This is a genomic window from Blautia sp. AF19-10LB (genome assembly GCF_003461245.1).
In the GTDB taxonomy this organism is placed as follows: Bacteria; Bacillota; Clostridia; order Lachnospirales; family Lachnospiraceae; genus Blautia_A; species Blautia_A intestinihominis.
Genome location: NZ_QTWS01000015.1, coordinates 15402 through 28777, shown reverse-complemented (window position 1 = coordinate 28777; position 13376 = coordinate 15402). Strand labels below are relative to the sequence as shown.

The 13376-nt window shown below is 42.8% G+C and carries 13 protein-coding genes; 8 read left to right on the top strand and 5 right to left on the bottom strand.

The genetic code is table 11. From position 1 onward, the window contains the following. Positions 1 to 13: 13 nt before the first annotated feature. Positions 14 to 400: a DUF6483 family protein gene (locus DWX28_RS09750; protein WP_022215696.1), complete on the bottom strand. Its 387-nt coding sequence runs from the start codon at positions 398 to 400 to the stop codon at positions 14 to 16. A 373-nt stretch (positions 401 to 773) separates the two neighbouring features. Here DWX28_RS09750 and DWX28_RS09745 point away from each other — a divergent pair, with 373 nt between their 5' ends. From DWX28_RS09745 to DWX28_RS09735, 3 genes are all read left to right on the top strand, one after another. Beyond that, a complete protein-coding gene (locus tag DWX28_RS09745; protein WP_022215697.1) occupies positions 774 to 1868 on the top strand; it encodes a D-alanyl-D-alanine carboxypeptidase family protein in 1095 nt (364 codons plus the stop codon). Between the two features lie 96 nt (positions 1869 to 1964). After that, positions 1965 to 4151 carry a diguanylate cyclase gene (locus DWX28_RS09740; protein WP_199611815.1) on the top strand — a complete coding sequence of 729 codons (2187 nt, stop codon included), beginning with the start codon at positions 1965 to 1967 and terminating at the stop codon, positions 4149 to 4151. Positions 4152 to 4195: 44 nt separating this feature from the next. Beyond that, on the top strand, positions 4196 to 4546 hold the full coding sequence (locus DWX28_RS09735; protein ID WP_118252570.1) for an Hpt domain-containing protein: 351 nt from the start codon (positions 4196 to 4198) through the stop codon (positions 4544 to 4546). 72 nt (positions 4547 to 4618) lie between these two features. Here the strand turns inward: DWX28_RS09735 and DWX28_RS09730 are convergent, their stop codons facing one another. Beyond that, positions 4619 to 4945 carry a branched-chain amino acid transporter permease gene (locus tag DWX28_RS09730; protein ID WP_118252596.1) on the bottom strand — a complete coding sequence of 109 codons (327 nt, stop codon included), beginning with the start codon at positions 4943 to 4945 and terminating at the stop codon, positions 4619 to 4621. A gap of 2 nt (positions 4946 to 4947) precedes the next feature. Beyond that, positions 4948 to 5646, bottom strand: a complete 699-nt coding sequence (locus DWX28_RS09725) for an AzlC family ABC transporter permease (protein ID WP_022215701.1) — start codon at positions 5644 to 5646, stop codon at positions 4948 to 4950. A gap of 101 nt (positions 5647 to 5747) precedes the next feature. Between DWX28_RS09725 and DWX28_RS09720 the strand changes: the two genes are divergently transcribed. From DWX28_RS09720 to DWX28_RS09705, 4 genes are all read left to right on the top strand, one after another. Further along, positions 5748 to 6065: a PadR family transcriptional regulator gene (locus DWX28_RS09720; protein WP_022215702.1), complete on the top strand. Its 318-nt coding sequence runs from the start codon at positions 5748 to 5750 to the stop codon at positions 6063 to 6065. Further along, positions 6062 to 6670 (top strand): DUF1700 domain-containing protein, encoded by a 609-nt coding sequence (locus DWX28_RS09715; protein ID WP_022215703.1) that lies wholly within the window; start codon positions 6062 to 6064, stop codon positions 6668 to 6670. Before DWX28_RS09720 ends, DWX28_RS09715 begins: the two co-directional genes overlap by 4 nt. Beyond that, positions 6654 to 7595, top strand: coding sequence for a DUF4097 family beta strand repeat-containing protein (locus DWX28_RS09710; RefSeq protein ID WP_118252569.1), 942 nt, complete (start codon positions 6654 to 6656; stop codon positions 7593 to 7595). The genes DWX28_RS09715 and DWX28_RS09710 overlap by 17 nt, the downstream gene beginning before the upstream one ends. Before the next feature lie 127 nt (positions 7596 to 7722). Further along, the gene (locus tag DWX28_RS09705; protein WP_118252568.1) at positions 7723 to 8097 is read left to right on the top strand and encodes a VOC family protein; all 375 of its coding nucleotides are present in this window, start codon (positions 7723 to 7725) and stop codon (positions 8095 to 8097) included. Between the two features lie 42 nt (positions 8098 to 8139). On the opposite strand, the gene DWX28_RS09700 is transcribed toward DWX28_RS09705, so the two are convergent. Next, positions 8140 to 8670, bottom strand: a complete 531-nt coding sequence (locus tag DWX28_RS09700) for a DUF2284 domain-containing protein (protein WP_118252567.1) — start codon at positions 8668 to 8670, stop codon at positions 8140 to 8142. Positions 8671 to 8672: 2 nt separating this feature from the next. Next, positions 8673 to 10133, bottom strand: a complete 1461-nt coding sequence (locus DWX28_RS09695; protein ID WP_118252566.1) for an ASKHA domain-containing protein — start codon at positions 10131 to 10133, stop codon at positions 8673 to 8675. A gap of 250 nt (positions 10134 to 10383) precedes the next feature. Here DWX28_RS09695 and DWX28_RS19910 point away from each other — a divergent pair, with 250 nt between their 5' ends. Beyond that, a complete protein-coding gene (locus DWX28_RS19910; RefSeq protein WP_330417648.1) occupies positions 10384 to 13212 on the top strand; it encodes a cobalamin-dependent protein in 2829 nt (942 codons plus the stop codon). Positions 13213 to 13376 lie beyond the last annotated feature (164 nt).

Below are 13376 nucleotides of genomic sequence, written 5' to 3'. Positions count from 1 at the left end.
TCCCTTATAAGCATTATAAGATTTCTGTGCGGAATGCTTCCGCAATTCCACTGAGCTGATAACGGTCAGCAAGATCCTGAATTCCGGTCATGATCTCTTCACGGCTGAAATTGTGGACTTCCAGGAAGTCATCGTCCTTTCCATTAAGATTATAATAAAAAAGAAGACCGATCTCCAGATTCTGGCGGTCACCATCACAGGTCATTTCGTATAACTGGTTCTCTGCCTCGTCAATCTTACCCTCATCGGTCAGAGCGATCAGATTCTCAAGAGTCGTTCTGGCAGTACTGTCTTCGATCACTTCCGGGGTAAGCTCGGATGCGCTTACCTGAAACAGCATTTTCATAACAGCATGAACCATTTCACGGATCTGGCGCAGTATAAAATCATCCTGAAGCATTTGGATTCTCCCTTCTGAATCAAAATTTATTGCAACCATTATCACGTGAACAGTTACAATTTTTTATAAAATATCTATTCTTAGATTACCACAAACGACACCATTCTACCAGTGAAAATTTATTCACAATATTGTGAATTGAACGACAAATGTAACTGTTCACAGGTAGTATCCCGCGAGGTGTTTTGCAATGAATAATGGCAAAATCCCGAGACATACGGGGCAAAATGCTGTTTCCGCGGGTCTGATGTATTTTTGGGCAGTTATTGCAGAATACTATATTATATACATGTTATAATTGTTAAAAAAATATTTCGTAATAATTAAGAAAATATGATATAATCAGATAAAAAAATAATTGCAGGATGGAAACATGATAAAAGGAATTCATTTGACAATAGGCATTTTATCAGGGATTCTGTTTACACAGAATATCTGGGCACAGACATTGAAAGAACCGGTGATCGAATCACAGGCTGTAGTTGTAATGGATATGGACAGTGGAGATATTTTGTATGAGAAGAATGGAAAAGAAAAATTATATCCCGCAAGTATTGTAAAACTTCTGACAGCACTGGTGACAGCGGAGGAAGGAAAGCTGGATGATATCGTTATTTTTTCGTACGATGCTGTCTATGGAGTGGAAGAAGGGAGTGGAAATGCACTTCAGTTAGAAACGGGCGATAAACTGACAGTAGAAGACTGTATGTATGCAATGCTGTTGAAATCTTCCAATCAGGCGGCTAATGCGCTTGCGGAATATGTTGCCGGAAGTAATGAGAAATTTGCAGAACATATGAATGAAAAGGCACAGGAACTGGGATGCACAGACAGTAATTTTGTGAACCCTTCCGGACTAAATGCAGAAGAGCAGAAGGTTACAGCGGAAGATATGGCCAAGATCGCAGCAGCCGCTTTTTCTAATGACACTGTAAGGGAAATTGCATCGGCAAAGACATACCAGCTTCCGGTAACTTTGAATAATCCGAACGGCTGTATCGTTGAAATGGAACATCAGCTTTTGAATGGGACAGACTATTCTTATAAGTATGCCTATGCAGGAAAAACCGGTTACACGGATGCAGCAGGAAATACCTTAGTAACAGCAGCCAGGAAAGACGATAAAAATCTGATCGCAGTAGTATTAAAAAGTGAGATGACACATTATACAGATACGATCAAGCTTTTTAATTATGGATTTGCATATCTGGAACAGCAGACACAGGAGATAGAGGCAGAGGAAGAATCTGTCGACACGGAAAAAGTGCAGACAGTTCCGGAAGAGCAGAAAGAAACGACACCAGATCATACCGTTATAAATGTAGTGAAGGGGATATTTTTCCTGATAATACTCTATGGCGCAAGTCTGATATTCAGACGTAAAAAAAGCAGACTTCAAAAAAAGAGAAAAAATATCAAGAAAGCTGGAAATGGCAGTAAAAAAAGCAAAAAGAAAAGCAGAAAATAATAAGAAGATTCCTTAAATTTCTTTACGGGCAAAATTGAGAATGGTATAATATAATCTTATAGGAGACGCAAAGAAGTATGCAAAAGAAAGGATGCCATGGAAGCACAAAACGAAAATGATATGACCAGGCATGAATGGGAAGTCATGCTCAAAGAACTGAAGAAAGTATTTTCAATTGTACGCCTTCTTAACGAGGAGGAACTGCGAACCGGAAGGCTTCAGGGAAGTACAGATATGTCAGAGGGATGTGAATGCTATGCACTCTGGAATAAGAATTCCCGTTGTGATAACTGCATTTCCAGGGCGGCCTTTGCAGAAAAAGGTAAGAGAACAAAACTTGAATTTATAGATGATGGCATTTTCCAGGTAGTGTCCAAATATATCAAGATCGATGGCGTTCCATACGTGGCAGAACTGGTAAACAAACTGGACGGAGATGCGCTGGTAAGCAAGAAAGAGCGCGATGAGATGCTCAAGAAACTGATCCGGTACGACAGAGAACTGTATATGGATGCATTGACAGGTGCATATAACAGGCGTTACTATGAGGATCAGCTCAAATCTGTTGATATGGTTGCCGGGGTTGCAATGATCGACCTGGATGACTTTAAGTTTTATAATGATACTTATGGACATAATGCAGGAGATCTTGTCCTGGAGACGGTTGTCAAGATTATACGAAACAATATCCGTAAGACAGATATGCTGGTTCGATTTGGCGGTGATGAATTTCTTCTGGTAATGCCGGATATTCTGGAATCCTCTTTCCGCAAGAAACTGAAACAGATACAGGAAGCGATACATATCGCAGAAGTACCCGGGTATTTACAGCTTCGTATGTCTGTCAGCATAGGCGGGGTATTGTCTACACGCGGGACAATAGAGTCAGCAATACGCAGGGCAGATCAGTATATGTATCAGGCAAAGACAACCAAGAACATGGTAGTGACCGAGGGAGACCTGCTGAACGAAACACCGGCACTGACAAATACATCATCTATTCATAAATATAAGATTCTGATCGTCGATGATTCAGAGATGAACAGAGAGATCCTGTCAGCAATTCTGGGAGATGAATTTGAGATCCTGGAGGCAGAGAATGGTGAGGAATGTATTTCTGTCATCAGGAAATATGGAACCAGTATCTCGCTGGTGCTTCTCGATATTGTGATGCCTGTCATGGATGGATTTGAGGTTCTGGAGTTTCTGAATAAATATCAGTGGATTGATGATATTCCGGTAATCATGATCTCCAGTGAGGATTCTGCGACCAGTGTCAAGAAAGCCTACGAGATGGGTGTATCTGATTACATCAACAGACCATTTGATGCAGAAGTTGTTCATCGGAGAGTATTTAATACGATCAAACTTTATGCGAAGCAGCGCAAGCTGATCGCCCTGATCACCAATCAGGTATATGAGAAAGAGAAGAATAACCGTATCCTGATCGAGATTTTAAGCCAGATCGTAGAATTCCGAAATGGCGAAAGTGGACGACATGTCCTGAATGTAAATATCCTGACAGGAATCCTTCTGGAACAGCTGGTTCAGGTTACGGATAAGTACAATGTTTCATGGTCAGACAGACTGATGATCACGACAGCGGCTTCTCTTCACGATATCGGAAAAATCGGCATTGATGGCAAGATACTGAACAAGGCAGGCAAGCTGACACCGGAGGAGACAGAGATCGTCAAGGAACATACAGTGATCGGTGCCTCCATGCTGGAAAACATGGAAATCTTCAAGGATGAAGAATTTGTCAAGATTGCTTATCAGATATGCAGATGGCATCATGAGAGATATGACGGTAAAGGCTATCCAGACGGATTGAAGGGAGATGATATTCCTCTTTCCGCACAGGTCGTTGCACTGGCAGATGTTTATGATGCGCTTGTCAGCAGGCGGGTTTATAAGAAGAAGTATACGCACAGAGAAGCAATGCGAATGATTCTTAACGGCGAATGTGGAGCCTTCAATCCGATCCTTCTGAAGTGTCTTGTAGAAGCACAGGAGAAGGTAAGGGACAGCATCGTAGTAAGTGAAGATTACAATGCTTCTTATAAACGCAATATAATGAGAGAATTGGAAGAATATGAAAGTACCAAAGAACATCTGATGGAATCTATCACACAGGATATCCAGAAAGAATGTTCAGAAATTGAAAATGATACAGACCTTGATTTTATTGGGGGGGGGCAAAACGGAAATATGATTGACAAACACGTAAACTCTTACCTCAGAAAATGTCTGACTGATAAAGATCACAGGGGTATTAATTAATCATAATGCATTTTACCAATAAGAATTAAAGGAGAATATACAGAATGACAGTTAGAGAAAGTTATGAAAAAATGGGCGCAAATTATGACGGAGTTTTATCCAGACTTGGAAATGAAATGCTGATCAAGAAATTTGCTGTAAAATTCCTCAAAGACCCAAGCTTCCAGGATCTTACAGATGCAATCGAGCAGGGGGACGCAGAACGCGCATTCCGTGCTGCACATACACTGAAAGGCATATGTTTGAACCTTGGCTTTGACAATCTTTACAAACCAGGTGAAGCGCTGACAGAGAAACTTCGCGGAAGAGAACTGAATGGATATGAGGCATTATACGCAGAAGTAAAAAATCAGTACAACAAAACAGTAGAAGCGATCAATGAGATTGCTGAGTAAATACAAAACTCGGTATCGACCGGACACAGAATGTTCGATCGATACCGAGTTTTTTTGTTTGGGCAAAGAAATTCAGCGAAAAACGGTCTGGACCAGTACCATATACAGGACAGTGCCGCCGCCGATACTCAGAAGAGTGCTCTTTTTCCATTTGTGGAGCAGTACGATAAAAACAATTGCAATTGCTTCAGGAAGTCCATGTGTACTGCTTGCAGGGACGTCTTTCAGACAATAGATAACGAGAAGCCCGATTGCTGCATATGGGAGTACCGTTCCAAGGTACTTGATGAATTCCGGTGGATTTTTGCCCTCCGGGAAAATAATGAATGGGATAAAACGTGTTGCCATTGTTCCAAGGACAACTGCCGCAATGGTGCTGATCGCCTGTGTTGTTGTCATTGTCATTTCGCAGCCACCTCCGGTTTCTTTGAGAGTTTACGTTCTGCTGTAAAGCATACGATGATGAAGATCATGGACGGAACGATGAAATTGCTGCTTCCGAAGATCAGAAGGCAGACAGCGGAGCAGATCAGCCCTACCAGAGCAGGACGATGATCTTTGGCTTCTTCCCACTGGTTCAGGAACATTACAACAAACAGGGCGGTCATGACAAAATCAATTCCTGTTGTATCGAAGTGGACCACATATCCGAGAAGTGCTCCCGCTGTAGCAGCAGATACCCAGTAGATCTGATTTAACAGATTGACAAAGAACATGAACCATCCCCTGTCTACATCATCCGGCGGCGTTACTGTACAGTTGACGGTGAAAGATTCATCACACATGCCGAAGATCAGGTAGAACTTTTTCCAGCCGGTATTTTTGTACTTATCCAGCATGGAAAGTCCGTAAAATAAATGTCTGGCATTGACCATCAGTGCCAGAAAGAAAGCTGCGATCGGACTGAATGCCGATAGCAGAAGATTGGCTGTCACGAATTCCATGGAGCCCGCAAAGATAAACATACTCATAAAGAATGGATACCATACGGAAAATCCCTTGCTCTGCATCATAAATCCGTAGGACATTCCCAGAAAAAGGAAACCTATACCGATAGGAATCGTGTATGGAAACGCGGCTTTAAATGCTTTTTTCTTCATTGGTTAAAAAACTCCTTGACTTTTAGTATGAATATGTATATATTTTATATATAAAATTTTTATATATAATTATTTTACATATTATTTATGGAGGTGATCGGATGTATTATCCCGTATCAGCATTACTTATAGAGTTTCTGATTCTGTCTGTTGTAGAATCACAGGATTCCTACGGATATGAGATCAGCCAGACCGTCAAGATCGTGGCTGATATCAAAGAATCCACTCTATATCCCATCCTGAAGAAACTTGAAAAAAACGGTTATCTCACAACCTATTCTCAGGAATTTCAGGGACGTAAACGCAAGTATTATTCTATCACCGATTCCGGCAAAGAACAACTGGTGTATCTTCACAAAGAGTGGGTTTCTTACAGAGATACGATTGACGGAATCATTGAAGGGAGGATCAGAAATTGACCAGAGAAGAATATATGGCGAAATTGCAGAAATATCTTCGTAAACTTCCGAAGCAGGATTATGAAGATGCAATTGAATATTTTAATGAATATTTCAGCGATACGGACGAAGAAGGTCAGCAGAAACTGATGGAGGAACTGGGAACTCCGAAGGAAGCGGCTGCGGATCTGATGTGTAATCTTCTGGATAGAAAGTTACAGGAACAGGACACAGATATTGAGGAGAAAAAGAGTAAAAAAGGAATTATCACGCTCTCGGTTCTTGCAATCCTGTCAACGCCTGTGACAGTGCCGCTTTTTATCGCATTGCTTGCAGTACTTTTTGCAGTTGCGATTTGTGTTGTCTGTGTGATCTTCAGTGATTTTATTGCTGCATTCGGCGTGTTACTGATTGGTGGTAAACTGTTGCTGAGAGGACTTGTTTCCTTCCCGTATTCGTTATCAGGCGCACTGACAGTGACTGGCTGCGGACTCTTTGGAATCGGATGTGCGATCCTTCTGTATATCCTCGGAATTTATCTTTGTAAATGGACAGGCATGCTTCTTGTCAAGCTGGCCCAGGTATTAGCTGGAAAGAGGGGTAAAAATCATGAAAAAAACAAATAAGCGTTTACTGGCAGTCGGTGGTATCTTTTGTGCAGTGGGTATTCTGTTCTTTGGTGTTGGCGTTGCATCAGGCGGTAGAAATTATATAAAATCAGCAGACCTGAACAGAATCAGCGGAACTGCAACGATGGATTCAAGCGACAGTCATGCGATCTTGAGCAAGACAAAGCTCGATGCGTTTTCTGCCGTGAATATCGATCTTCGGAATCTGGATCTGGATGTGAAAGAATCGGATGATGATAATTTCTATATTGCTTATAATATTGAAACAAATGACGGAATGCTTCCGCTTTCCTATCAGGTTCAGGATGATACATTGAATATTGTGGAGAAGCAGGGGCATGAGTCGTATTCATATATCCACATTGATATTAACTTTCTTCAGGAGATGCTTGGCCAGAGCCATGTGATCGAGAACTCTAATAAGGTGACAATCTATATTCCGAAAAAAAACGACTTGAGTAGTTTTTCCTGCAAGATGGGATATGGCGATCTTGACATTGAATCTCTGGGAGTAAAAAAGGCAGTGATCTCCTGTTCTGATGGTGATGTGAAAATTAAAGACAGTGCATTGAATTCCCTTGAGATGGAAATGGAACTCGGAGATCTGCATCTCAAAAACACTTCTGTCACAAATAGCCAGATTACACTGGATGACGGAGATGTAAAAGCAGAGAACACTGTATTTCAGGGCAAAAACAAAATCACATGCAGTCTGGGAGACATCAAGCTTAGTATTCCGAAAGAAGTGGTTGAGGGTCTTTCTATAGAGGCAGAGGCAAGTGATATCGACATCCCGGAAACTCTTGGAAAAGTAATGACAGATGAGGACGATGAACAGGTACTCACCACAGAAAATAAACCACAGGATTCCCTGGAACTTAAGAGTGAGGATGGGGATATTAAGATTACTGCTGAGAAATAATACCTGTGAGATAATTCTATTTCAGAAATAACTGGAAATCTGTTATAATTGAGAAAAGATAAGGAGAAGATTATGCAAATCGATGAACTATTAGGAGAAAATATTTAAAATAAGGAGGAACATCAACATGAATTTTCAGTTTGCACACTACAACTACAACGTTATGGATCTGGACAAGTCCATTAAATTTTATGAGGAGGCACTTGGCCTTAAGGAAGTGAGACGTAAAGAAGCCGAGGACGGAAGTTTTATTCTGGCATATCTTGGCGATGGCAAGACCGGATTTGAACTGGAGCTTACCTGGCTGAGAGACTGGGAGAAGGATCATTATGATCTGGGAGACAACGAGATTCATCTTGCATTTACGACAGACGATATGGAAGCCTCCCACAAGAAACACGAAGAGATGGGATGCATCTGCTTCGAGAATCCGGCAATGGGAATTTATTTCATCACTGATCCAGATGGATACTGGCTGGAGATTGTGCCGGAGAAAATGTAAATAAATCGTAACTGTTCAGTACCCTCACAGTTACAATAAATCTCACATCAGCACACATGCCACATACGCAAGCGTATTCGGACCATAATAGTATTTCAGGTTATTCTTCTGACATACTTCCGATACCAGCATACCGCATGCTTCCATCGAAGAGATTCTTTTTCGCGGGAAGCGGCAGGGTGCATCCGGGTAGGTGCAGGTTTTGCAGAGCATGCAGCATCCGGTTCCGAGTGGCAGGAAAGAAAAATGAGAGGCGTGGAGTTTCTCGAGGAACGCAAGGAAATGTTCCTGGTGAAGATTCTGCGCCTTTATCATGCCATCCCAGTCAAATTCATCTTCTAATTTTGTAACAGTCTGTACAAGAATTCCCTCTTTATAACAATAAATACTTCCACGAAGCTGATCCAGAGTTCCACACCCAGGAGGACAGCTCCAGCGTTTGGCATACTGCTGGCATCCCTGGGCACACATGTCCCGGACGTCCTGTTTTAATTCGATGGTTGCAGTATCCAGCGGTGCTGCATGCGTAAATCCTGATTCTAAAGCCAGGTTTTTAAGTTCTTCGTAATTCATTTCTATTCTTCTCCAAACATTAAATGATCAATATAACAGTCCTGAAATTCCGGACAGGATGCCAGTTCCAGAAATTCTGTCTTGGCAGCAAGAAACTGGCTGTAAGCAAATTCACGGCGATTTAAGGCACAGAGCTTTGCACCTTCTCCGGCGGCGTTCCCAATCGTTTCAATGCGATCAAGAAGCACAGGAGGTATCATACCGATCCGGCATGCAGAGACCGGGTTCATGTAATTTCCAAAAGCTCCGGCAAGATATACTTTACGGATATCTCCTACAGATACCTGCATCCGCCTTGCAAGAAGTTCAATACCGGAGCGGATGGCAGATTTGGCAAATTGAACTTCGGAGATATCTTTCTGGGTCAGAGTGACTGCAGAAGTACTGATTCGATATTCCGGAGCCTGCATCAGACCAGCTTCACTTAAGAATCCAGTGTCCAGAAGAGCGGCGGTCAGATCCAGCAGTCCTGATCCGCACAATCCCCTGACCTCAGCATTTCCGATGGTATGATAACAGACTTCTCCATTTTTTACAGAAACATGATCGATGGCTCCGGGAATTCCCCGCATGCCGCAAGAGATTCTGGCTCCTTCAAAAGCAGGCCCGGCAGCAGTGGAACAGGCAATCTGACGATGGCGGTCCCCCAGGACCATTTCCCCATTTGTACCAATGTCGATCATAAGAGTCAGTTCATCAAGCTGGTCAAAATGAACAGAAGTCATACATGCAACGGTATCGGCACCGACAAAACCGGCTATATTTGGAAGGATGCGGATACGCCCCTCTGGATGAATGGGAAGCAGCGGAGCAGCAGGAATCTCCATGGCATTGGAAACCTTTGGCATATAAGGCGGCACGGTCAGCGGCGAAGGATCGATGCCAAGGAAAAGATGATGCATGGCAGTATTACCGACAACACAGGCGAGAGTGATCTCCGAAAGCGGGATACCGGCTTTGGCGGCTGCTTTTGCGGCAAGGCTGGCAAGAACATGTGTAATGCAGTACTGAAGCTCTGAAGAGTGATTTTTCAGAACATATTCGATCCGGGATATTACATCCGCACCGTAAGCAGTCTGAGGGTTCAATATACTTTCTTTGGCAAGTTCCTCACCGGAGATACCGTCCAGAAGATAACAGACAACAGTCGTGCTTCCGATATCGTATGCAAGGATATATCTGTCACGGCCGTCCGGCTGTACAGAAACAGAAGTGCCATGTTTCAGGATCTGCATGTCAGATTTCTCAGGAATGCGGACTGTGATATTGTCCCGTATCACAGTCTGGCATGCCAGAGTTTCCCTGTCATTTATATAAACGATACATTTACCACATTTTCCATTTCCGCCGCAGGGAGCATCCGGGGCGAGTGAATTCTGCTGGAGAACGTGGAGCAGGTTTTCGCCTTCATCTGCATTTAAAATCCGATCATATGGTAAAACAGTAATTTGATAAGTATTCATTTTTCTGTGCCTTTCTATCCGCGTTGCCGAAAATCTTTTTTTCAATATAGCATTGTAAACACGGAAATACAATATTTTACTGCGAACGGTAATGGAATCACAGTAAGATAGTATACATCAATCAAAAGATAGTAGAAGTTATAACCCTTTGGATATTATAAAATAAAAGTGCGGGACAGATCATATAAGCGGACATGATCTGTCAAATGAGAAGGTGTTTGACAATGGCACATCAGGAGGGAACAAAATAATGATCATAATAGGAGAGAAACTGAACGGATCTATTCCGTCAGTTGCCAAGGCAATCTCTGAGAAGGATGCGGATCTGATCAGAGAAAGAGCCAGAATGCAGGCAGAAGCGGGTGCTACATTTCTGGACGTATGTGCGTCTGTAGAAGAGGACGTAGAAGTAGAAACACTGAAATGGATGATCGATCTTGTACAGGAAGTAACAGATACACCGATCTGTGTAGACAGCCCGAGTGCAAAATCCTGCGTAGCAGCGATCCCATTCTGCAAGAGACCAGGTCTTATCAACTCTGTATCTCTTGAAGGTGATAAAATCGATACCATTTTCCCGGTAATTGCGGACACAGACTGGGAATGCGTAGCACTTCTGTGCGATAATGATGGTATTCCGGATTCCGTAGAGCGACGTATGAAAATTTTCTTCGGAATTATGGAAAAAGCAAAACAGTACGGCATTGCACCAAGCCGTTTACATATTGACCCACTGGTTGTAACTTTAGGAACAGATCAGACTGCATTAACTGTATTTGCAGACTGCTGCAGAAGAATTAAATCTGAATATCCGGACATCCACATCACAAGTGGACTTTCCAATATTTCTTTCGGACTTCCGGTGAGAAAAAATATCAACCAGGCATTTATGGTACTGGCTATGAATGCTGGTATGGACAGTGCGATCGTTGACCCGACCAACAAGAACATGATCGGTATGATCTATGCAACAAATGCATTGTTAGAGCGTGATGAATACTGCTTGCAGTATATTGATAAATTTGGAAACAAAGCCGCTGAAGAAGTACAGCCTACACCGGCTTCTCCGCTTGATGAGAAGATGCAGAAAGTATTCAAATTAACTCAGGATGGTAAGAACAAAGAAATCGGACAGGCCGTTCAGGAAGCACTTGATGCAGGCTGTGACCCGACTGCTATCTTAAATGACGCAATGATCGGAGCTATGGCTGTCGTAGGTGATAACTTCAAGAAAGAGATCATCTTCGTTCCACAGATGCTTGCAGCAGCACGTGCTATGAAAGCCGGCGTGGATGTTCTGAAACCATATCTTGCAACAGGTGAAGCAGGAAGCGCAGGAACCATTATCCTTGGTACTGTAGCAGGTGACCTTCATGATATCGGTAAAAATCTTGTCGGTATGATGTTTGAGAGTGCCGGATTCGAAGTTATCGACCTTGGTGTTGATGTACCGATCCAGACATTCATTGATGAAGTAAATTCACACAAAGAAGCAAGTATTGTAGCTCTTTCTGCTCTTCTTACAACAACAATGCCATCACTTCGTGACACTGTTGCAGCACTTCTGAAACAGCCGTTCCGTAACCGTGTCAAGATCATGGTTGGAGGTGCTCCGATCAGCCAGGAATTCGCTGATGAGATCGGTGCAGATGCTTATACAGAAGATGCAGCTTCCGCAGCAGAGCAGGCTAAGAAATATGCAGAATCCGGATTCTGTGCAAAAGCAGAAGCCGGTGAATTTGATGATCTTCCGGTAGAAGGTGCAGAACCGGTACAGGAAGAAGTTAAAGAAGAAGCTCCGAAGGCAGAAGAAAAAGTTTCTGAGACACCTAAATTCGAAAAAGGTGCCGTAGATTTAAGCAAGATCCAGCTTCCGAAACCGGGAGAAGGCTACAAGCTTAACTGGGAAGCAACCAAAGAAAAATTTGCTAATTACTGGCAGCACAAAAACACCGGAAGACCGCTGATGTGTGTTATCGCCAGAAGACCGGAAGTGGAGCAGTACTCAGACGGAACACCTGTTGAGGGTGGTTATCTGGATCAGATCTGCCAGGGTAAATATTACAACATGCCGGAAGAACTGAAATGGAAAGACATGGAAGACAAATACCAGAATGCACAGAGGATCGTAGACCGTTATCGTTACTTCTGCGATACACATGCATTCCTTGGAGAGAGTTTCCCGAACCTGAACATCGACTTTGGTCCAGGATCCGTAGCATCTTACCTCGGATCTGAGATCGGATTCAAAGAAGATACTGTATGGTTCAACAAATGTCTGGACAGCTGGGAAGGTGTACCGAAACTTACTTTTGACCCGGAAAACAAATGGTTCAAAAAACACATCCAGCTTGCAAAAGACTGTAAGGAACTGGCAGGAGACGATTTTGTTGTAGATATGCCTGACCTTATGGAAAACATCGACGTACTTGCTTCCCTCCGCGGTGCACAGGATATCCTGTTTGACCTGCTGGATGAGCCGGATATGATCGGTGAGAGAATCCAGGAAGTAACCGATGTTTACTATGAATACTATGACCGTTTCTATGATATCATCAAAGACGAAAACGGCGGAAACGCTTACACTGTATTCCAGATCTGGGGACCTGGAAGAACTGTAAAATTACAGTGCGATTTCTCTGCAATGATGTCACCGGAAGACTTCAGAAAATACATTCAGCCATCCTTACGTGAGCAGAGTGAGAAAGTAGACCATGTCCTGTATCATCTTGATGGACCGGCTGCGATCAAACACATGGATGCACTGATGGAAATCGATGGAATTGACGCTCTGCAGTGGACAAGTGGAGATGCAGGCCCGGACGGAACACTTCCGGACTGGGATGTGATCTACGACAAAGCAATTGCAGCAGGAAAATCCATCTGGGTAAAAGTTTACTCAGGAGAATTCGAAGACTGGATCAAGAACGTAGACCGTATCGTTAAGAAATATGGTTCTCACAGCTTATTCCTTCTGTTCCCGGAAATGTCTCTGGAACAGGCTGCATACCTTCTTGACTATGCAGACAAAAACTGGAGCGATGTAAAAGGAACTTATGTAGAATCTCTCGGAAGATAAACCCTTATATTAATATAGTTGAATCCCAAATTTAAATAAACGGGAGCCGCCAGGTAATGTCACGACCTGACGGCTCTTTTTTTGCTGCATGCAACCTGTTAAAACATACGAAAACGATATGTTTATAAAGGCGTAATTTATATAATTTACACAAAAAATCATAA